Source organism: Paenibacillus sp. NPDC056933, from assembly GCF_042674385.1.
GTDB lineage: Bacteria > Bacillota > Bacilli > Paenibacillales > Paenibacillaceae > Paenibacillus.
The window spans coordinates 2271250-2293310 of the sequence record NZ_JBHUQN010000001.1 but is presented as its reverse complement, the minus strand read 5'-3'; the positions used below and the strand labels follow the sequence as shown (position 1 = coordinate 2293310).

Below are 22061 nucleotides of genomic sequence, written 5' to 3'. Positions count from 1 at the left end.
TTGCTTCTTCTGAGTGTCCTCTACAGCTCCCAGTTCCTGCTCCGCTTTATGTTTGCATAAGGCCGTTTTAAATATCGGAATGTCAAACCCTTCCTGATTAATCGCCCAGCTTCCCTAAATCCTCTTGTAAGTTCACAAGACGGGTGCGAATACGTTCGATAGTCTTCTGCGCCTGTGATAACTGCTCCATCATTTTTGTTTCCTTCGACGAACCTACCGCCGAATCATAAGTTACTTTTGTTCTGACCTGGCGCAATTCCGCCTCATCATTCTTCAGGTTTTCCTCGGCTATTGCCAATTCTTCCTCTGCGATAGCAATCTGATGCTCCAAATATACGATATCTGAGGAATTGCCGTGAGCTAAACGCTGGGAATACGTCATGGTTCACCTCTTTCCCTTTATTCCAGAGCTTTTCCAATATCATATGGCTGGATATCCATATCCAAATTCATACCGAGTGCCAACTTCGCCAGCTGGTATCCAATAAATGGCCCCATCGTCAAACCGGAAGCACCTAGGCCATTAGCCGTGATCAGACCATGCCAGCCAGGAACAGTACCCATCACCGGCAGAAAACCGGGTGTAAACGGACGGAAGCCCACTCTAACCTCCTGAAAAGTACTATCTGCCAAGCCTGGTGCCAGTTCCAGCCCTTTATTCAAAACTTCCTGCATGCCACCTGCCGTTATCCTTGTATCATAGCTTTCCATATCATTTTCATGGGTAGCCCCGATGACAATCTTCTGTTGATCAAAAGCCAAAAGATATTGATCTGAAGGCGGCATAATGACAGGCCAACTACCTGTATCCTGCTGATCGTGGACATGCAAATGCATGATTTGTGCCTTTTGAAAATGAACCTTAAAGTTCAGTCCCAAGGGCTGTAACAGCTCATTGGCCCATGCGCCTGCACATACAACAACCTCGTCAGCGGTTATGCTCCTGCCATCCACAATGACTCCGGTTACTCGATTCGATTCATATTGAAGTGCCGCATCCCCGTGAATCAAGACCGCGCCATTGCGCTGCGCAGATCGGATCAAGGCATCGCGCAGCGCACGTCCATCTATGCGTGCAGCTCCGCTAATGTTTACCGATTGATAATGTTCCTCCAGTAGAGGAAAACGCTCACGGGTTTCCTTTTTATCCAGACGTGTAATCTCACCTATCTCCGGGGCATCTTCTTTACGCAAATGTGCTCGATCCTGCATCTTGTTGAGTTTCTCCACATCCGTATGAATGCTAAGAGCACCTACCCGAGCATAACCCGTTTCCGTTTCCCCTTCACGCTCAAGTTGTTCTATTAATCCGGGATAAAAACGAGCACCTGCCTTGGCGAGCTGATACCAATTCTGATTGCGCCGTTGAGATAACCAGGGACAGATAATCCCCGCAGCGGCATCCGTAGCCTGTCCTTGATCTTTTCGGTCAACAAGAACAACCTCTGCTCCGAGTTTTGCTAATTGATAGGCTGTTGATGCCCCAAGAATTCCTGATCCTACAACGATGACTTTCTTCATGATTGCATTCCTTTCCTAAATCACTGTATCCATTATAGCCTATACTGCTTTGCATAATCATGGCAAGGCAGCGTCATCGAGACGCCTATTCCTAAAAGGTTTTCGAGGAAGAGGGTGGGGGATGAAATAGCCGTTTAAATTAATGTTATTTATGTAATATAATTCAATTTAGGTTTCCTTTAACGCTGTAACCACGCTACTTACGCACATGATCCTTTAACGAAATGAGGAAAACACGACGATGCCGAAACCTAGCAAGGGGAACACGCTGGATACTGAAATGCCGCTTATGATTACAGGGAAAAACCAGCTGACCTTAGATGAATTGATGAATTGGAATGACCATTCACGGGATTACAGCATTGTGCAGTGCATCGGAGGAACTGGGAGAATTGCAGCCAAAGATCATGAATATTCGATTCGTGAAGGAACCGCGCTTATCATGTTCCCGGAAGTTACTTACCGTTACCACAATCTGAGTGACTCATTATTGTTCGATTGTCTATCCTTTAATGGCTATTTATTGCCTCGTTTCTTGCATACCTTGCAGATCGGGGAGCTGCGCGCCTTCAAGCCGGACGGAATGCTTCATATCCTGTTGCATGAAATAACGTTGGCGCTACAGTCCCGGCACAAGGATCAAATCTGGCACGTATCCGCATTACTGTATATGCTTCTGGTCAGGTTAACTCTTGAGGGAGAACGTTATGGTGCTTATGAACGCTCTGATGCTCGATTAAAGCTGGGCGGACTTGTCACTTTTATCAAACAAAATTATCATCAGGATATCTCGCTCTCCATGTTAGCTCAGCAGATGAACGTCACGGAACAGCATTTGAATCGAATATTCAAAAAAGAATTCCAGATGACTCCCCTCGATTATCTGACGCGTTATCGATTGTTGAAAGCGAAAGAAATGCTCATCCACGATGACGTCATCACTGCCCATGAAATAGCCCAGGCGGTTGGTTTCAACAGCGCCAGTTACTTTGGATCAGTGTTTAAAAAATATGAAGGGATCTCCCCTATCGAGTTACGTAAACAGTACCTGGGTTAAAGGATTTCCATCGTAATCTCTGCCAGCGAGGTTAACCGCAAATCATGTTTCGTAAATTCCAGATTACGCGTTACCTCGTTTGGTACAATGACACAACGAATCCCAGCCGCTTTGGCTGCCTTTAATCCATTAGGCGAGTCTTCGAACACTACGGCTTCGACCGCTTCGATCCCAAGACTCTTCAGAGTTAGAAGGTACAATTCCGGATCCGGTTTGACCCGCTTGACTTCCTCAGAGGTATGGATCACCGTAAATTGTTCGAAAATGCCAAGCTTGTGCAAATAACCATGCACCCAATCCCGAGTGGAGCTGGAGGCAACAGCAAGCTGAATCCCCTTATTTCTGGCAGACTGGAGCAACTCATGTACTCCTGGAAGAATGGCTGCCTGCCCCAGATATGATTCGTATTTCTGTTCAGATAGCAACTTGATATGATCGTGATCTATTGGTCTTTGCAGCGCTTGCTCGAGATAGAGAAAAGGGTGGAATTCCTCAAATGATGTCCCCACATTTTTCGACCAAAGCTCAAGCCCCAACTCAATTCCATGCTCCTCATAGATATCGCGGAAAGCATAATACCAGGGAGTTTCCGTGTCCACAATAAGTCCATCAAAATCCAAAATAAAGGCTTTTATCATTCCGCTTTTCTCCCTCCAATGATCGGCAGGGGGATGGGCTTAGAAACGTGCAGTCAAGTCCGGATGGGTCACATTCATAGATAAAAAGTGACAGGTACATCCTGTTCCTGCCGGTGACTGTCCAACTACTCCAGCCCGAATCTCCCCCTGAATCGGCATGCCGAAATACCGAATTAGTTTCCACTCATCCCCGTCGGATGAATAAAAAAATGAAATGCAGTCTTCCACTTTGCGTATGCGCAGATAGGGATTGGCTACAGAAACTTCGATAGAATTGCAATCGTCGGATGAGCCTTCTTTGGTTACCACCGACACAATGGTAGCTGCTTTTCCATCGTACTCAAAACACAGTTTGCACCAGTTGCGTTCATCCGCCATGACCATCAAACATCCGGAATCATATTGGTTTTTCATGTCCACGGTTAATTGCGTCGTCATTTCGAAATCGTTAGGTACAGGCATCGAAAAAAATGGTGCGGTTGAACGGATATGTTTACCCGCTGGATCATGGAAAAAGTCTGTATCTGCCTGTGCTTCCACAATCAGCCCTCCCTGATCGGTATAAGACCAGGTATCCGGCTCATTGATCCAATTCAGTTGGTTTCTGGTTTCTGTTGCCAATATGTTTGTCATCTCTTTGCCTCCCAAGATATTTTCTGTATCATATATTCGTGCTATATACAGAAAACCCCTTCTTCTACATATTTTTGTAGGACTCGATGACTTGGGAGTGTTTTTGAGGATCAGGCAGGAATAACATAATGATCATAAGCAGGAGGTAAAGTACAAGAATGACACTAAATAATAGCATTGGATTATAGTGATAGAGCAGACCCGTCAGATAACCTGATGGGATAGCTGTTAGCGTCATGACGGTCTGTACTGCCGAGAACATATCGGCTTTTTCGTGCGTGCCCAATCGGTTCATAAGCAGCGAGTCCCGGTACGTTTGCAAGATAAAATTGCCTGCCGCGAGCACGATCAGAGTCAGAAAGAGCATCGCTATGTTTCCCACTGGAATCAGAAGGAACAGTACTGCCCCGGCTGTGCTGAGTATAATGGAAAAACCGACATACTTCTCTTCCGAGCGTCGTTTCAGACGCGGGATGATTACGAGGTACAGCAGCATGACGGTTACCGCGGTCACTACCGGAATAAACGAGATAACACGATCATCAAACTTTAACTGTTCCTTGAAAAAAATCACCTGAAAAAAATTCAATTGCAGGATCAGATTGGACAACACCGTAATCAAAATAATCGGAAATAGTCTCCGTTTGTAGAACGATCTCCCGAATAAGCGCAAACTGGAAGCGAGGCTATGCATCACGCGAGTCTGACTATGCATTCCCATAAGTTCTTTCCCGACCACTGTCTCATCCGTGTACCGATTCCGAATGAAGAACATGGCGGTCATCAGAATTCCCCCGATAAAATAGATACTGGCGAGTGTAGGCCCAATACCAAAGTCTGCAATGACTACTCCTGCAATAGGTGTCAGGACCCCAGCACCTGTAATGATCATGTTGAGGATTGCGAAGACCTTGGATCGTTTGTGTTCCTCAACATCCTCGATGATTAGACAGTTGAAGGAAACCGTCACAAATTTGGAAGTGGCATTTAGTAAGTAAGCGATCAAAAACAACCAGAAATTCTGGGAAAAAGCCCAGATGAACATGGGAACACTCCATGCAACCAAATCAAATATCAGTGTTGTTCGCTTACGCCCCAACTTATTCGTGATGGAGCCTGCAAACAATTGAAATATAAAGGCAAAGTAAAGATTTACTGAATTGATCAAACCAATTTCAATATCCGAAAGTCCAGCTTCCTTCATATATAAGGGAGCATAGAAGAGAACGATTGTTCCTGGAATGGCCCATACCGGCTCGAGTAAAATGGAGTACCGCGGATTTTTCGGCAAATCTTGAAGCAGCTTCAATCCATATCCCCCTCTTTCTGCGGTGGTTTTCACCGCTGCGAATTCTTTCTTTTCGCAGCGGTAAACCTTCCAATATCTACATACTTATAAGATCAAAGCGGTTTTAACCGAATTCATGGGCAGTTTCTCCCCGGTCCGCAGATGATAACCAATCGTTCCGTTGAATGCCTGTTCGTAGTCACTTAGCAGTTCCGTGGATGTCACCATTTGCTCCAGTTCCGGGATGCTTTGTGCAAATTTCAATGCTGTACTGATCATCGAGTGATTAGCCACCGCACCAATAATACTAATTCCGTCATTAATAACGTGTGTCGATTTGAACGTCACTTCATAGCTGTCGTCATAGCCCATAGGAATGATTCTGCCGCCTTTGGCAATCAGATCAAATCCCACATGAAGCTGGTTCCCTACAGCATCCACCACGATATCAAATTTTTTATTGTTATTGATCTCGTATACTTGATCCAGCGTCAGTTCCTGAGGATAGAAAACATGGTTGGCAATGCCTACAGCAAACTCTTTGCGGTATGGATCGACTTCTGTTCCTACCGTAAGCCGTGCTAGTCGTTTACTTACAAGCTGACATAACGAACCAATTGCACCGGAACCCAGGACCAGAACAGAATCGCTTGGCTTAACTCCTGCTTTCATAAATGTCTGCAGCACACAACCAAGCGGCTCGATCATCATGGCTGTTTCCCAGCTCATGGAATCCGGAATGGGATAGACATACTTTTCATCGCCAACATAATATTCTGCAAATGTACCATGAGTGGTCATGCCTACCTGGTGATCATCAAAGTTTTCGCAATAGATGAACAGACCTTCACGGCAATAAGAGCAAATGCCGCAGGATTGGGTGGGGTCAATTAATACCCGATCTCCTACCTGGAGTCCCCGAACCTCTGATCCCACCTCAACGATGGTACCCACCCCTTCATGGCCGATAACCGTTCCTTTGTTGGCAGGAACTTTACCTTTCACAATGTTCAAATCCGTACCGCAAATACCGGAGCCGTAAATCTTAACTTTGACCTGATTTGCCTTTTGGATGCTTGGCTCCTCAATATCTTGCAGTGCCACCTGTTTATGATCCTGATATACGATTGCTTTCATTGAATACTCCTCCTTATTGGTTCCCCTTACAGGGTTATACTTTAAACGTTTTCGAGAATCTCATCTCGAAAGGTGCTGCTGCTTCAATACCTCTTTCCAGTCCGATAGCGTCTGCAAAAGAGCATCCTCTACCCATAGCAATTCATCCCGGGTATGAGCATCTGAGAAAATAAAATATCCTTTGGTGAAAATGCCGAAGTGGGCCATTCTTTTAACGATAAACTCACGGAATGGATCAGTCTGAAAGTTATCCTCCGACACAGATTGAATCGAAAAACTCGCATAGGTCCCCTTCAACGCCAACTGATCCGTCAATCCAAGAAGTACAAGTTCGGCTTCAATAAGATCCATAATGCGGATGGTAGCCTCCCGCCAGCTTGGCCATACTTTCGCGCTCTTCATCAATCGCTCACATGCAATGGCTGCCGCGAGTGCAGTGGTCTCGCTGGAATGAGCATTGCTGAACCTTACCTGTCCTGATAGCGACATCAAATGTTCTGGTCCCATCACGGCAGCAAGGGGCATTCCATTCGCCATACCTTTGGAGATACAGAGCAGATCAGGCCAGATGTCATACTCTCCAGCTGTAGCCTGCTTACCCATTCGAATACCCGAAGTTACTTCATCAAAGATGACAATGATATCTAATGAACGGCATAGGGATACGACTTTCTCCAACGGTTCACGTTTCCATTCATTCGGACACAGAACAATGCAGGCGATATCCTCGGGAGAGGATGTGATTTGGGCCTCAATACGCTCAGGCGAAGGCTTGTCCACCCATATTGTTGTACGCTCAATATCCACCGGAATGCCTCGCTCTTTCGTTTCGCGGCCGTAGTAACCATACGCAGACCAGTCATGCCATCCATGATAGGCAGTTGCAATGACCTTGCTTTTGCCGCTTCCCGCACGAGCCAGACGTACGGCTCCACTGACTGCATCGGCACCGCTCTTGGTGAATCGCAGTGAGGGGTAACGGCCTTCAAATCGCTCCAAAATCAGTTCAGCGCATTCAAGTTCAATGTCAGCAGGGATCGAATAACTTGTACCTTTTTTCAGTTGATGGATGACGGTCAGTTGAACTTCATGCCTTGCATGTCCCCATGGGGCCGTGCCCATCGCCATCTCACAATCCAGCCATTCATTTCCATCGATATCTATAAAACGGGAATTGCGCGCTTCGGCACAACATACGGGAGTGTAACCCGGAAACAATCGTTCAGGCGCTTTAGCCAACGTACTGCATCCACTCGGAATGACCTTTTCGACCTGTTCCAACCACTCCAGATTCCGGGTAAATCTTACGGCACGATCCAGCGTGCTCTCTTTTGAATTCACCTTTGGTTCCTCCCTGTTTACTTGGTTTATGAGTTATCGAACTTTGGTGCCAGGCCAGCAGCCATCATATATGCGATCCATGGTAATGACATTGCCATACAGATCAATAATCAAATCTTTGGCCCGATGGGCATGTCTCATTTCGATCCAGTAGCGGTTCTCCAGCAAACGGGCGAAGTTGTCCACTAGAAATAATAAACGGTTCTCGCTATGAATCAGTTCCTTGCCCAAGACCTGCGGCAACCAGATGGCTCCATTAGAGTTAAAACGGTTGGAATAGTCACGCACCTCAGCAACAGGTGCAATGCCCGCTTCCTCCAGTTTGGTCCAGAACGTATCGGCGTCACTGCGAACTTCCGCAAGGTCAATCCCGATGATCGGCAGATGTTCGTATTCACTTTGGCGGTCCAGCTGCTCCTTCAGATGACTGAAAACAAATGGCCAAACATCAGCCTCGATTTCCCCGCCCCACTTTTTCCAGAAACGTGCCAGATTGTTTTTTCGGTTGAAATTCCGGTGTATGCCACTGCTCCGCTCCCAGTGATACGCTCGAATATTGGGATTAATGACCGTATCGTATCCGGCCGCTCGTGCCCGCATCTGATAATCAAAATCCTCATATCCGTTAAAGAACTTCTCATCAAGATTGCCAATGGTCTCGTAGACTTCCCGTTTCATGCCGAACATCGCGAATACCACCAGTTGAACGGAGAAGGTGTCCTTCGGGATATCTTCAGGCGATGCGTTCAGGAACAGGTGCCGGCCGATGGTGTCCGCAAAAGCAATGCCGCAATGCTGCACGCCTCCTGTCTGCGGATACAACAGAACCCCTCCGATCATGCCAATCGTAATATCGCTGTCCAGTGTCTCTTTCATCATCGGTTGCCAGTCCGGCTGGAGAATCGTGTCGGAATCCAGGAAGAAAATGTATTCCCCTTTGGCAAGACTTAGTGCGCTATTGATCGACACGGCGCAACCGAGTGGAAAATCATGCTGAAGAATCTCGATGGTCACACCTTCTCTTACTTCTTGCTTCAATCTATCCAGATGTTGAAAGACTGCTGAGCCGGAACCGTCGTTGATAAAAATAATCTGAGTGGATGGACTTACCGTCCGGAGCAGCGAATCAGTGAACAGGTTCAAAATGTTATAGTCCTGGTTGACTGGCACAATAATGGTGTAAAGCATGGAATCCCTCCTGTTGGATATGATGGAATATGCGTACATAAGCGGTTAAAGCGGTACTGCATCAGTTTTAGATTATCGACCTCCTTGTCGAGAATTCACTGTCTTAATTTGGTAATGATTTGAATCTATTAGAAATTTATATCATTTTTTGTAAGTTTGAAATCTTAAATTCTGAACTCTGTTAAAATTTGAATATGTTCCCGGAAGAAAACATAATCCCTTTCGAGCAATTACATTATCTTCCCACACAAAAAAACACGCCCAGAGTCATTTCCGTATCAATTGACACGGTCGACTGCCAGACGTGCTTCCAATGCAATATTACATATTTTCATAACATTAGCGGCTTCTTATTTGGCTCTGAAGCCATGATAGAATGTATCCACAACCAATGAGGCTGCCGATTTACGAGCGATATGACCACTTATAACCTGCTGCCAGGTCAGGAACAAAATCGAATACAATACATCTACAACCCAATTCTTGTCCACATTTTGACGGAAATATCCCTTTTGCTGCAACAAACCGACGGCCTGCAGTATGGGCTCTCTCAGTTTCAAATCTGCTCCCTCAATCTCAGGATTGTAAAGAACGGTTGCATCATGGGTAAGGAAATAGATTTTATCTCCTAACGGAATAAGCACTTCAATCAGCTCGGGAATATACGATTCACAGTTTTCTTCATCCAGATGAATATTTTGCATGGCCTCACTTACGACCTCAATCGCACGCAAGCCCAGATGAACCATTAATTGTTCACGACTCTCCACGTATCGGTGCAGTGTCGCGATCCCGATTCTTGCTGAATCAGCAATGTCATTCATGGAAGCATTCGGCTTTTCAATCAGCAATTTGGTCGCTTCGTCCAAAATGGAGTGAAGTCTTGTTTGCTTCATCGATGTCATTTCTTTTTTCAATGTGTGCACACCTCTTAAGGAGTATATTCTATAAATTGATTCATTCATCCATCATATGATGGGATATGCTTATAAAAATTATAGCACAACTCCCCACAATACCAATGCCTGATGCACAATCGTCCCTGTAAAACTCAAAAGCCGCCTTTCGGCGGCTCTTCACATTTATTACATTTCTCCTTGCTTATAGCTCGATAATCCTCGTTGCGATATTTGTGCAAAATTCACTGTCATGTTCTACAAAAAGAAGGGTTGGAGAATACTCCAGCAGCAACTCTTCGATCTGCATGCGAGAAATGACATCTACAAAGTTGAGTGGTTCATCCCAAATGTGCAAATGAGCTTGCTCACTCAGGCTTTTGGCAATCAGCACTTTCTTTTTTTGGCCAGCGCTAAACGTCGAGATATCTTTCTCCAATTGCAGCCTGGAAAAATCCAGTTTTCTTAGGATCGATTTAAACAAGCTTTCATCGATTCCCTGCGTAACAGCATAATCCGATAACTGGCCTCCGAGATGAGACGTGTCCTGTGAGACATACGAGATTTTAAGCTGAGGATCCTTTCGAAAATGACCTGTATGTGGGATATTTTCACCACAAATCAATTTAAGGATGCTTGATTTTCCAGATCCGTTTTTACCGTAAAGCGCGATACGATCCCCTTTTTCAACTGTGAAACTGATATCCTCACACACCGTATTGGAGCCGTATGCAATCGATACATGTTCCAATTCGACAAGTTCCTTTTTGTGAAAATCCAGTTGATGAATCTGCAAGCGTTCTGCATTTTCAATATTTTTGAGCAATTTGGACTTTTCTTGGATGGCGGATTGCTGTCTCTGCTCTATATTTTTGGAACGTTTCATCATTTTTGCAGCCTTGTGTCCAATATAGCCTTTATCCACCTTTGAACCGGAATTTCTCGTGCCATTTTTCGTTTTTTCGACTTCATGCGACCATCCCCCCGTCCGTTTGGCCGAGTCAGATAGACGCTTGATGTCCTTTATTAATTTCTCATTACTGGCAAGCTCAAACTGATCTTGCCTTTGTTTGTTTTCCCACCAAGCGGAGAAATTCCCTTTCTGAATCTCGATGTTATTTTTATTGATGGACAGGATGTGGTTTACGCTGTTATCCAAAAAGGATCGATCATGAGATACCAAAATAAATCCACTTTTGCTGCGCAGATAATTACTGACGAGTTTTCTCGCATGAATGTCGAGATGATTGGTAGGCTCATCAATGAGCAGAAATCGATTATCCTTCAGGAACAAGGCAGCCAGCATGACCTTCGTTTGTTCTCCATTGGATAAAGAATCGAAAGGTCGATACAGAACGTCTTCCGAAACCTTTAACAGGTTAAGCTCCCGGACCAGCTGCCAGTGCAGATATTCAGGATAAATCTCTTCAATAACGTCGAGAGTCATAGCTTCTTTATTCTCCACCTGAAAGGGAAAGTATTCAAAGCTAACATTCGCAGAGATATTTCCACTGTATTCATATTTACCGAGCAACAGATTGAGGAATGTCGTTTTGCCTCTGCCGTTCCTTCCGGTAAAACCCAATTTCCAATCGGAGTCCAACTGAAAACTCACATTTTCAAATATGTTATCGTAACTGCCATCATAGGCAAAAGTCAGGTTTGTAACATTGATTAAAGACATAAGGATCATCCTTTTTATGTGAAATATAAAAGTTAGTCGGGCGGGGTATTTAACCACGACATGGTCCCTCACTTTATATTTGAACATAATCAGAATTTTAATCCGCTCCTGAATGAATGACACACTTCTCCATGTCTGATTTATTAGAATATCCTCAGATGAAAAAACGCAAATAAGCCCCAGTTCACCGGTACTTTTTGCGTTACATCAACCTGACTATACGATAAAGAAACTTAGCGATATACCATTCGGGCGCCAAGTGAATCTATGCATAGGAGGATAAAGTGCCGGATTCTGATTAGTTATGTTGTGAACCATGTCAGTCTTCATGTTCGTTGACAGGTCCACATAAACATCTACAACATCTAATTCAGTCATCGCGCTATCCCCCTTTTAAAACTCAACAATTTGATACAAAAAACTTAACATGGAATACAACCAGGGGTCAAGATGAGAAAATCGAATAGTGACTCTTCATAATTTCCCCTTATTAGCTCATGAAATTCTCCGAAGTCAGTATAAATAGCCCAGGAAATCGAGTTCTCCCTCACTCCATGACAAGGTTCCAACTTCTTTAATCATTAATCCCTCAACCTTTTGGCATCCAATTCCGATGGTTGTTAAAGTTTCATGGTCAATTTTTAGCCATTTACATGTATTGCTTACCGCTTTGTATCCATGTTTGCTATACAATTCCTCATGATCCGCAAATAAAAGTACAAAATCACTATTCTTCTGAGATCGTTTTTCCGCTTCAGAAAGCAGCAGGGAACCGAGTCCTTGTGAGCGATGTGCAGTAGAGACACATAAATCGATGATGCCCATTACTCGTACTGCTTTTCCATTTAAATTCATCACTCTGTAGTCTAATCCTACATGCCCAATCAATTGATGATCCGGGCTGAACGCCAATATTCTGCACAATGGGATTTGTTTGAAAAACAATCTGTCTTCGGGATATACCTCTGGAAAACTGGCAACAAGCAATTCTTGAAGCGCCATGGACCAATCTTCGTTCAGATCCATATCGTAAACTGTAATAAATTCCAATAAAACGCCTCCTTTTTGATTGGTCAACTTTTTGGTTACTGGTCAGCAGCCTGACTATACTTCTACGTATATCTCGATGATGTAATTCATCGGGATTGCTTTTCACGAAATAACTAAGCAGATCCACTGCAACACTGTTCCACAGACTTGCACACCCTATGGTTTAAGCGAGGATTTAGTCATGTGATTTCCGATAACCAGCCTAAGGAACATAGGCACCCTCTACCTCAACTTTTCGTTCATTTCCGTCTGCTATGTATCTGACTTTAATGATGTTTCCTTTCTGAAAGTGGGGTATATGTGTGACCGGGATATATGTCTCCACAATCGATGGAAAGGTACGTCCATCCGTTTGAGTTACAGTCAAATCCAGACGCACTCCCGGCCTTCCATCCATACTGGATGAAGTCTGCACAATATCATGAATAACTGCCTCCGCGGGAATTCCCTCCATCAAAATACTTTTTCGAAGGTGCTGTTTCTGTTGATTGTTACGCAGCAGTTTAAATGCCATAATCGTAGTGATCGTGCCTGTAATAAGCCCAAAGCCAATAATAGCAACAATAGTAATTAATGTGGTCGTCATAATGGCCTCCTTTTATTAGAAACGTATGTTTACTACTTCTTGTTTATATCTCTTATTCCTGCAAATTTGCTTGAACTGGAACGCATAAACACCAAAAAACCGCCGTAGAGGCGGTTTCTTGGTGTTTATGAAGTTTTTGGCGTTTTACGCAAATGCACCTTACTCCACTTTCGCACCATAAGAACGTACAAACAGAACCGACTGTTCGCGATCCAAACGTACGCCTTTGATATCCAATGATTTCAGATCGATTCCTTCCAGGTTAGCCCCTCTAAGATCAGCCCCTTGCAGCTTGGCTCTGCTTAAAATAGCTCTTGTGAGATCACAGTCTCTCAAATCCGCTTTGGTAAAATCCGTATCCGTAAAATCGGCTTCAAAGAAACGAATTCCTCGTAAATCCTGTTTGCCCAATCGGGTATGCCTCAGATTCGTATAAGACCAATCGCCTTGACTTAATGTAATACCATCCATTTGCGCACCGGAGAAGTCCGACCCAGTCATCTTGCAGGAACTGAATTTGGAAGCGAAGAGATTAGCACCACCAAATAAACAATTTTCAAAAGCCGATTCTCTATGAATAGAGCCATTCATGGACGCACCTTTAAAGTCACATTCGATAAAACGGCAGTTGCTTGTCTCGATTTCTTCCATGGAAGCGTTCATAAAGGTACATTGTTTGAAAACACAGCTGATCAGTTCTCCATAACGCAAATCACGTCCTTCAAAATGTACAGCCTCATATTCCTGATCCTTATATTGATACACTACGTACACCCCATTTGATAATTATCATGTGTTCACCAGTTAAAGAACTTTTTATAATATACCATACGGCTGTCAAGTACCTGCTTAAACGCCTGCAAAAGTCAAGAATCTTATTTTCAAAAAAACGTAGAAGTTACAATTAAAAAAAACCGCGATATTCGCGGCTTTTGGCTCTCCAATTTTTGCTAGTACTTCAATCGGATGTGAACAGAGATCCGTGACGATTCGTTTTTGTAGAGGTCTTTATCTTGCTTTTCTTCTTGCACAATCCACTGTCTGCCAACCAACGATTGCAGCAAGTTAATCTCTTGCAAGGTCAAGTGAACCTGTTTCAGTGACAGATCTTCCTGAATATAATCCTCATCTGCCCTGAGGCCAAAGCGGAAATAGAGCAGTCTTTTCAAGGCATTCAGATGCAAAAACTTAAACTCATAGACTCCGCTGCGTATTGCCTCTTCCCAGTTGTCTCCCACTTCAACTGCTGTATCCAGTCTCTCCGCCAGATCCATCATGGGTTCCTTGATCTTGGATAACAATAGGGAGAAGTCTTTTCTCTGCAAACAATCAATAATCACGTCACTCGGTTCTCCGCTTGTCAGTACATTTTCCACTAACAGGGCTACAGGAATGGAAAGTTGAACTTGACTCATGCTCCGCTCTCTCCATCTCTGAGGTATTGATTAAACCAGGCATTTACCTGTTCAAAGCTATCTACGCGCAGCGAAGGTTTCCCGCTTTTGAGCAGAGAGTGATTAGAGCCAGGATATCGAATCAGTTTGGTCGTTTTTCCATATCGTTTCAATGTGGTATATAACTCCTCCGCCTGTCCGATCGGTGTACGATAGTCTTGCTCTCCATGCATGATCAGTAATGGCGTTTCAATCTTGTGCGCGTGAGCAAGGGGTGAACGGGACCACAATAAGTCAGCATGTTCAGCCGGATTGCCACCAATAACTCCCTCCACATAGGAGATTCCAATATCGCTGGTTCCATACATGGATAACCAATTAGATATGCACCGCTGGGTTACCGCCGCTTTAAATCGGTTGGTATGAGCCACGATCCAGTTGGTCATGACACCCCCATAACTGCCACCGCCTATGCCAAGACGTGTTTCATCCAGGAAATCGGTTGTAGCCAGTACATGATCCACCGCCTCCAGCAAGTCCCTGAAGTCTCCCCCGGCAAAATCACCCCGGCAAGCTCTGGCAAATTCCTGCCCGTATCCCATACTTCCACGGGGGTTTACCCATAGAACAGCATACCCCTGTGCAGCAAGTGTCTGCATTTCGTGGCTGAAAGTGCCTGTATACATCGCATGAGGCCCACCATGAATCTGTAAAATCATCGGTACTTTCAGGTTCGGTTCATTCATAACCGGCTTCAGTAACCAGCCCTGAATCGGCCATCCGTCCGATGATGTAAACTCAACACGTTCAGGTACATTTACTTGCAGTTCTGCGATGAATTCATCGTTTCGCTGTGTCAGTCTGATCATATTCCCACTGTCGATATCCACACGGTACAGTTCCCCGGGACGATCCTCAGTCAATGCGCCAATGACCAGTGTCTTACCATCAGATGACAGGGTATATTGATACACATCCTTCTCGCCGTTTCCCGTCACTGATTGGCAATGACCATTCTCGGTGATTCGATACACATCCACACTTCCGCCATGAGTCCCCAATACGTACGCCGTACGTTTCGCAAGACGGTGATCCATCAGAGGCGACGGAGATGGGCTTGCCGCTTTCATGTCTCCAAGAGCTGCGTTTCCTAACTGCATATCGATCTCGGGTGCAAGCTGCTTTGGAATACCTCCACTAAGCGGCACTTCATATAATCTGTTATGACTCCCACTGCCATACTCACGATCACTGGCGATCAGGATCAGGTGCTGTCCGTCGGGTGAATACGCGAATTGGCTCACCAGCAGGGTGGAATCTGTTACTTTGCATATCTTGCCGCTTTGCAACTGAACGGTATGTACATCCGCAAAATACAACAGATCAGCGTCCAGTTCCTCATCTTGCACTTGCTTTGAAATAAAAGATATGGACTGACTGTCCGGTGACCAGACTGGAGCAGTAACATTCCAATGTCCGGACGTAACCTGTGTAATGGTTCCATTTCCGATCTCATATACAAACAAATGGCTATAAAGACCATCCCACCAACCAGAGCCTTCCGCTTTGGGTGTAGTGCGTTCAAACACCTTGCCCCTCAAGGGGCTTACCTTAGGTGATTCGTCTGTCTTAGATGCCTCGTCAGCCTTTGTTTCTTCATTCCCTCGTACAACTTTGCTGGTGAATGCAATATATTTTCCATCTGGAGACCAGACAAATTGCGCTAGCTTACGCTCAGGTGAGATGCGATTTACAGCCGTTGTACCGTCTATCGCCATAGTCCATAACCCCTTACCCCCACTTTCCAACCGTAAAAAAGCGAGCTGAGTACCATCCGGTGACCAGGCAGGAGAAGAATCCTTTAATCCATCTGTAAGGGGCTTGTCCCCACTACCGTCCAGAGAAACGCCCCGAATTTGCGTGTGATACTCATTTTTCTGCTGATCAATGGTCTGTTCAACGTACGCCACCTGACCATCCACATTGATCACAGGCTGACTTACCCAGCGATAATGATATAAGTCCTCTGGTAAGATCGGTCTTTGGTTCATATCCATGGCTCCTTTCTGTCGTTTCTCTTATTTTTTGTTCGTATCCGTACGTGGATCAAGCACATCGCGCAGCCAATCTCCCAGGAAAATAACGCCAAGAACCGTCAGGGTTATTGCCAATCCAGGGAACGTTGCCACCCACCAGCTTGTAGCCACATACTGCCTGCCATCACTGAGCATGCCTCCCCAGGAAATGTCAGGCGGCTTGATGCCCAGACCCAGGAAACTAAGGGAAGCTTCCATAATGATGGTGGTCCCGACATTCATCCCGCAGATCACGATAAAGGAAGATAAAATATTCGGCAGAATGTGCTTCAGAATCAATCTCCCGTTCTTGGCACCGATGGATCTGGCAGCATGAACAAAGTCCCTCTCCTTGATACTCAGCACCTCACTGCGAACCACACGGGTGAAAGGAACCCAGTTGGTCACACCGATAACCAAAATCAGCGTTGTAATTCCTGGACCCACAATGGCCATTACAACGAGCATAAACAGAATGGTAGGGATGGCCATAAATGCATCACCCACACGCATAATAACTGCATCCAGCCATTTTCCGTAAAATCCGGACAAGAGACCAAGGATGGCACCAATGATTCCGGACACGATGACCGCACCCATGCCCACGATTAATGATACCCGCGCACCATATACGATTCGGCTCCACATATCCCTGCCCAGATTATCCGTACCCAGCCAATATTCAGCCGTTCCCCCCTCAAGCCAAGCAGGCGGTTTAAGACGATTGAGAGGATTAACTGCACCCGGATCATGACTCGTTAACAGAGGTGCACATATAGCGATTAATACAACCAACAAAACGAGCACAGCGCCAAATATTCCGGTTTTGCTGATAATCAGTTGATTCCAGATATAGCGAAGTCCTGTTGGTGTACGTAAATTCTCATGTTCCTGTCCTGCACCCAGCATTGGCATTTCATTGCTGCCTGTCATCGATTGCACCTCCTTCTAATCGTATTTAATCCGTGGATCAAGCAGCCTGTAGGCCACATCCGTCAATATATTGGTTACAACCACGATAAACGCAATGACAAAAACAGCGGCCTGTACAATCGCCATATCATGCGTGTTGACGGCAACAACCAGCAGTTGACCCAGCCCGGGCCAGGAGAATACGGTCTCGGTAATCAATGTTCCACCGATCAAGCTTGTAAATTGCAAACTCATAATCGTCACGACTGGAATCAAGCCATTGCGAAACGCATGTCTGCCAATCACGACCATCCGGCCGAGTCCCTTGCTCCGTGCCGTACGGATGTAATCCTGACTCAGAATTTCCAGCATGCTGGAGCGAATAAGACGAGTCATCTGAGCAGCCAGTCCGACCCCCAGCGTAAAGGCAGGCAATACCAAGTGTGATATTCCACCTCGGCCGGAGACGGGCAGAACACCCAACATAACCGAAAATAATAAAATCAGCATGATGCCCATCCAGAAGTTCGGCATGGCTTTTCCAATGACCGATATCCCGGAGATGATCAGATCGGTAAACGTGTTACGTTTAACAGCTGAGGCAACACCCAACGGTATAGCCATGAGAATGGCAAAAAACATCGCGGCAACAGCGAGTTCAAAACTGGCCGGCAATCGTTCCAGTACAAGCTGTAAGGCCGGCTCTCCATAACGGAAGGATTGGCCAAAATCCCCCTGCAAGGCACTGCCCAGGAACTTGATATACTGCGTGTATAACGGCTGGTCCAGTCCAAGGGCCTGCGTCAACACAGCCCGGTCTTCAGCGGTAGCTGTTTCCGGCAGCATCAGGGCAACCGGATCTCCCGTGACGCGGACCAATATGAATACGATTAATGAAACAATGAACAGAACCGGAATAACCTGCAGTAATGACTTGAGTACATATTTGCCCATTCTCTGTCCACCTCCTTTTAAAAAAGAACGACAGGAACGTGGTACAGTCCCTGCCGTTCAAGGCTTATCTTTGTCATAACAGGTTGTTCTGTCTGATGTTACTGTGCAGGTGTGATCTCGTCAGCATAGAACATCTCGTCACTACGCGGCTGGAAGTTCACACGGCTATCTGTTCCATAAACCCCTTCCATCTGGTACAAATACACAGCTGGGCGATCTTCAGCAAGAATGTGCTGAACTTGCTGGTATTCTTTCTCCCTGGAAGCCGGGTCCATGTTAACCAGCGCAGACTGGAGCAATTTCTCCACTTCCGGATTGTTATAATCCGACTCTCCTTTGGCCTCTTCCGCCATGTAACGATTGTAGTTATTGGAAGCATCAAAGAGGGAGTTACCAATTCCGATCATGAAAATTTCCTTGAATGATTTGGAACTATAACGCTCACTGAAAGCACTTGGCTCAAGCACGTCCAGATTAATTTTGAAGCCCACCTGCTCCAGCATCGCTGCCACGACTTCGGCAGGCTCTTTGTACTGGGAGGATACCGAGATGGTCATCTCCGCTTCACCTTCCGCATACCCTGCTTCCTGCAACAGCTGCTTCGCCTTCTCTTGATCATATAGCGATGTTTTGTACAATGAAGGATCTGCCCCAAAGTTGCCAGGTGTCACGGATGTACGGGTAACGATACCTGCACCTCCGGCAATGCTGTCTACAATGCCCTGCTTGTCAATCGCCAGATCAATAGCTTCACGAACTTTCGGATCAGCTGTGACGCTGCCTTCTGTTTGACGGAAAATCAACTGAAGTACACGTTGGATCGGCGCTTTGACGATCTTCTTGTCCGCCTCGCCTTCAATACGAGCAATGTCTGTGGATGGTATGGATGCAGCGATATCAACTCCACCAGCCAGAAGTTCAGATACTCGTGTGGAAGCTTCCGGTATAACACGGAATACAACTTCATTCCATTTCGGTTCACCGTCGAAGTAATTTTCATTTTTCACAAGTTCAACACGATCATCCTTTGTCCATTTGCTAAATTGATATGGACCCGTGCCAACAGGTTGTTTCAGGAATTGATCAAAACCTTTGTCCTCAATATATTTTGCCGGCAAGATGCCTGCTCCCATTTTGGACAGACGATTAAGCAGCAACGGATCTGGTCCGTCTGTAATAATATCTACCGTATATTCATCGACCGCTTTGACTTCAACGATGTTTTTGAAGTAGCTGTTTTGTTTCAGAGTGCTGTCTTTGGCTACACGCTCAAGCGTATATTTCACATCCGCCGAGGTGAATGGATCCCCATTATGGAAAGTCACCCCTTCACGCAGCTTGAAGCGCCAAGTTGTGTCATTCACCTGTTCCCATGAAGTCGCGAGTCCTGGAACTTTCTTCTGTTCACTGTCATTTTTGATCAGGTAATCAAATACGTTGACCAGTACCGCTTCACTGGACGTATTATTGTTGTTATGGGGGTCGAAGCTCTCAATATCTGTAGCAGCTGCGATGGTAAGCGTAGTGCTGGCAGATGTTCCGCTTCCCGATTCACTTGATGTCTTGTTACTATCCGTACCAGCAGTTTTACCACCGCAAGCGCTCAGCACCAATACTACAGCCAATAATGTGATCAACATGCTTGTCCATTGTCTTTTTCTCATTGTTCATGCTCCCCCTTCGAAGTTGTGTTTCTTGCCAAAAATTCAAGCGCTACGGCGGACAGCATACCCACGCCATAAGGCATTACCGTCTCATCGAGATCGAACATCGGATGGTGAAGCGGATAACGGGTTCGATCCTCCTCATTCCCTGAGCCCAATCGGAAGAAAACACCCGGAATCTGTTCACAATAAAACGCGAAATCCTCGCCGCCCGTAGAAGGCAAAATACTACTCCATCCCTTGGCCCAGTCAAGGCTATCGACGGTCTCTGTAAGCAGGTCCACCATGGCCAGATCGTTAACCACAACCGGGTAGCCATCGCCATAGATGACTTCGTGACCGGCGCCGAACGAACTGCACACCCCACTCACGACTTGTTCGATCAAGGCTGGCATGCGTTCACGAATGGTCGGAGAAAGCGTCCGGACTGTACCAATCATCTCGACCTCCGGTGCAATTGCTGTTCCCATATAGCCTCCGGTGATTTTACCAATCGTTACCACGACAGGTTCCAGCGGGTCTACCATGCGACTAGTCAGATTCTGTAATGCAGTGATGACTTGAGCAGACACAGCAATGGCATCAATACCTTCATGTGGACGGGCAGCATGCCCGCCCTTGCCAAGTATCCGAATTACCAGACGGTCAGCCGAGGCAAACGCCACGCCTTTGCTTACGCCCACGGTACCCGTATCTTGTCCTGGGGTCATATGCAACCCTGCAATCGCGTCGACTTTCGGATTCTCCAGTACTCCATCCTGTATCATGGCACGTGCACCTGCCAATCCTTCCTCGGCAGGCTGGAACACAAACTTGATGTTGCCCGATTTCGGTCGGCCGAGGCTTGTTAGCAGCTCAGCCGCCCCCATTAGAATGGTTGTATGAGCGTCATGCCCGCACAGATGGGCCTTGCCTTCTACCTGTGAGCTGTACTCAGCCACCTTTTGGTCCTGAATTGGCAATGCATCCATATCTGCCCGAAGTGCGAACGTAGGCCCTTCCGTTTCTCCCCGCAGCACTCCTACGACTCCTGTTTTCCCTACCTTACGTGTTACTTCAAGACCCAGACTTTCCAAGTGTTTGGCTACGATCTCTGAAGTTCGAAATTCTTCATAGCCAATTTCCGGATGGCGATGGAAATCTCTCCGCCAGGCAATGAGTTTGGGCTGAAGTGCTTGTGCGCGTTGATATAGTTGTGATTGTTCCATTAGTTCTCATCCCCTTCTTTTTCATCGGATTCTGAAACGAGTCTGGCATAGATTGCATCAGCCGAGAATTCAATGTGTTTTTTCATCGTCTCCCGGGACTTGATGCTGTCATGTGCTTTCAGAGCTTCAAGAATCTCCATATGTATCCCATGATTGAGGGAGCGAATTCGGTCATCATAGGGCATCAAGTCCAGTGCCGGATTAATTTTTGTCCGGATTTGTCTAACAGCCGTCTCACAGTACGGATTACCAGATGCCTTGGCAATGGTCAGATGAAATTTCACATCCAGGGCCCGGAACCATTCCCTCGTACAGTGAGGTTCAATACTTTGCTCCATATAGGCTTCAAGCAGTTCCAGCTCGCCTGCGGTGATCCGCTCAGCAGCCAAAAAAGCCCCCTCCGGCTCGATAATGGTCCGGTATTCAAACACTTTCAGCATCTGATCCCAATCCCGCATAATTTCTTCTCTTGTGCGTTTATGAGAATTCGCTGTCAGTGGCAACACAAAAGTACCACCTTTGGCCCCCACGCGTTTCTCGATCAGGCCTTTTTCCTCCAGCGCAGATAACGCCTCGCGAACCGTAATTCGACTGGCATTAAATATCTCGGCAAGGTCCCGTTCGGAAGGAAGCTGTTCTTCACTCATTAATTCTTTGAGTATGATGGCTTCTTCAAGTTGCTCCCTTATAAATTCACTAACCTTTTTGGTAGATACTTTCTCAAAACGAAATGAAAACGTACTGGACATGTAAACACTCCGATCTGTTAATGGTCTAGACCTTATACCATTAATATAATTCCGACTAAACAGATATGCAATAGTTTTTTTAGGAA

At 45.8% G+C, this 22061-nt stretch carries 21 protein-coding genes; 1 reads left to right on the top strand and 20 read right to left on the bottom strand.

Annotation, left to right across the window (positions count from 1 at the left end; all coding sequences use genetic code 11):
• Positions 1-97 precede the first annotated feature (97 nt).
• Entirely contained in the window at positions 98-382 is a 285-nt protein-coding gene (locus tag ACFTRD_RS10290) for a hypothetical protein (RefSeq protein WP_379379425.1), read from the bottom strand.
• Positions 383-399: 17 nt separating this feature from the next.
• On the bottom strand, positions 400-1521 hold the full coding sequence (locus ACFTRD_RS10285) for an NAD(P)/FAD-dependent oxidoreductase (protein WP_379379423.1): 1122 nt from the start codon (positions 1519-1521) through the stop codon (positions 400-402).
• A 241-nt stretch (positions 1522-1762) separates the two neighbouring features.
• Here ACFTRD_RS10285 and ACFTRD_RS10280 point away from each other — a divergent pair, with 241 nt between their 5' ends.
• Positions 1763-2578 carry a helix-turn-helix transcriptional regulator gene (locus ACFTRD_RS10280; RefSeq protein ID WP_379379421.1) on the top strand — a complete coding sequence of 272 codons (816 nt, stop codon included), beginning with the start codon at positions 1763-1765 and terminating at the stop codon, positions 2576-2578.
• Here ACFTRD_RS10280 and ACFTRD_RS10275 read toward each other — a convergent pair.
• The 18 genes from ACFTRD_RS10275 to ACFTRD_RS10190 all read right to left on the bottom strand — a co-directional run bounded on the left by ACFTRD_RS10275 (position 2575) and on the right by ACFTRD_RS10190 (position 21975).
• Positions 2575-3216 (bottom strand): HAD family hydrolase, encoded by a 642-nt coding sequence (locus ACFTRD_RS10275; RefSeq protein WP_379379419.1) that lies wholly within the window; start codon positions 3214-3216, stop codon positions 2575-2577. The two genes, ACFTRD_RS10280 and ACFTRD_RS10275, sit on opposite strands and share 4 nt — an antisense overlap.
• Before the next feature lie 39 nt (positions 3217-3255).
• The gene (locus ACFTRD_RS10270) at positions 3256-3849 is read right to left on the bottom strand and encodes a DUF1349 domain-containing protein (protein WP_379379417.1); all 594 of its coding nucleotides are present in this window, start codon (positions 3847-3849) and stop codon (positions 3256-3258) included.
• A gap of 64 nt (positions 3850-3913) precedes the next feature.
• Positions 3914-5158: an MFS transporter gene (locus ACFTRD_RS10265; RefSeq protein WP_379379415.1), complete on the bottom strand. Its 1245-nt coding sequence runs from the start codon at positions 5156-5158 to the stop codon at positions 3914-3916.
• Between the two features lie 84 nt (positions 5159-5242).
• A complete protein-coding gene (locus tag ACFTRD_RS10260; protein ID WP_379379413.1) occupies positions 5243-6274 on the bottom strand; it encodes a zinc-dependent alcohol dehydrogenase in 1032 nt (343 codons plus the stop codon).
• Positions 6275-6334: 60 nt separating this feature from the next.
• Complete coding sequence (locus ACFTRD_RS10255; RefSeq protein ID WP_379379411.1) at positions 6335-7615, bottom strand: aminotransferase class III-fold pyridoxal phosphate-dependent enzyme; 1281 nt, start codon at positions 7613-7615, stop codon at positions 6335-6337.
• A 33-nt stretch (positions 7616-7648) separates the two neighbouring features.
• The gene (locus tag ACFTRD_RS10250; protein ID WP_379379409.1) at positions 7649-8803 is read right to left on the bottom strand and encodes a glycosyltransferase family 2 protein; all 1155 of its coding nucleotides are present in this window, start codon (positions 8801-8803) and stop codon (positions 7649-7651) included.
• 350 nt (positions 8804-9153) lie between these two features.
• The gene (locus ACFTRD_RS10245; RefSeq protein ID WP_379379407.1) at positions 9154-9720 is read right to left on the bottom strand and encodes a TetR/AcrR family transcriptional regulator; all 567 of its coding nucleotides are present in this window, start codon (positions 9718-9720) and stop codon (positions 9154-9156) included.
• 184 nt (positions 9721-9904) lie between these two features.
• Positions 9905-11383: an Lsa family ABC-F type ribosomal protection protein gene (locus ACFTRD_RS10240; protein ID WP_379379405.1), complete on the bottom strand. Its 1479-nt coding sequence runs from the start codon at positions 11381-11383 to the stop codon at positions 9905-9907.
• Between the two features lie 513 nt (positions 11384-11896).
• Positions 11897-12433, bottom strand: a complete 537-nt coding sequence (locus ACFTRD_RS10235) for a GNAT family N-acetyltransferase (RefSeq protein WP_379379403.1) — start codon at positions 12431-12433, stop codon at positions 11897-11899.
• A gap of 202 nt (positions 12434-12635) precedes the next feature.
• A complete protein-coding gene (locus ACFTRD_RS10230; RefSeq protein ID WP_379379401.1) occupies positions 12636-13019 on the bottom strand; it encodes a hypothetical protein in 384 nt (127 codons plus the stop codon).
• A gap of 159 nt (positions 13020-13178) precedes the next feature.
• Complete coding sequence (locus tag ACFTRD_RS10225) at positions 13179-13784, bottom strand: pentapeptide repeat-containing protein (protein ID WP_379379399.1); 606 nt, start codon at positions 13782-13784, stop codon at positions 13179-13181.
• 185 nt (positions 13785-13969) lie between these two features.
• Positions 13970-14434, bottom strand: coding sequence for a hypothetical protein (locus ACFTRD_RS10220; RefSeq protein WP_379379397.1), 465 nt, complete (start codon positions 14432-14434; stop codon positions 13970-13972).
• Entirely contained in the window at positions 14431-16464 is a 2034-nt protein-coding gene (locus ACFTRD_RS10215) for a S9 family peptidase (RefSeq protein WP_379379395.1), read from the bottom strand. Before ACFTRD_RS10215 ends, ACFTRD_RS10220 begins: the two co-directional genes overlap by 4 nt.
• 27 nt (positions 16465-16491) lie before the next feature.
• A complete protein-coding gene (locus ACFTRD_RS10210; protein ID WP_379381282.1) occupies positions 16492-17397 on the bottom strand; it encodes an ABC transporter permease in 906 nt (301 codons plus the stop codon).
• Positions 17398-17436: 39 nt separating this feature from the next.
• Positions 17437-18354, bottom strand: coding sequence for an ABC transporter permease (locus tag ACFTRD_RS10205; RefSeq protein WP_379379393.1), 918 nt, complete (start codon positions 18352-18354; stop codon positions 17437-17439).
• A gap of 98 nt (positions 18355-18452) precedes the next feature.
• Complete coding sequence (locus tag ACFTRD_RS10200) at positions 18453-20018, bottom strand: ABC transporter substrate-binding protein (RefSeq protein ID WP_379379391.1); 1566 nt, start codon at positions 20016-20018, stop codon at positions 18453-18455.
• Positions 20015-21226 (bottom strand): M20 metallopeptidase family protein, encoded by a 1212-nt coding sequence (locus ACFTRD_RS10195; protein WP_379379389.1) that lies wholly within the window; start codon positions 21224-21226, stop codon positions 20015-20017. The genes ACFTRD_RS10200 and ACFTRD_RS10195 overlap by 4 nt, the downstream gene beginning before the upstream one ends.
• Complete coding sequence (locus ACFTRD_RS10190; protein ID WP_090897374.1) at positions 21226-21975, bottom strand: FadR/GntR family transcriptional regulator; 750 nt, start codon at positions 21973-21975, stop codon at positions 21226-21228. Before ACFTRD_RS10190 ends, ACFTRD_RS10195 begins: the two co-directional genes overlap by 1 nt.
• Positions 21976-22061: the final 86 nt, after the last annotated feature.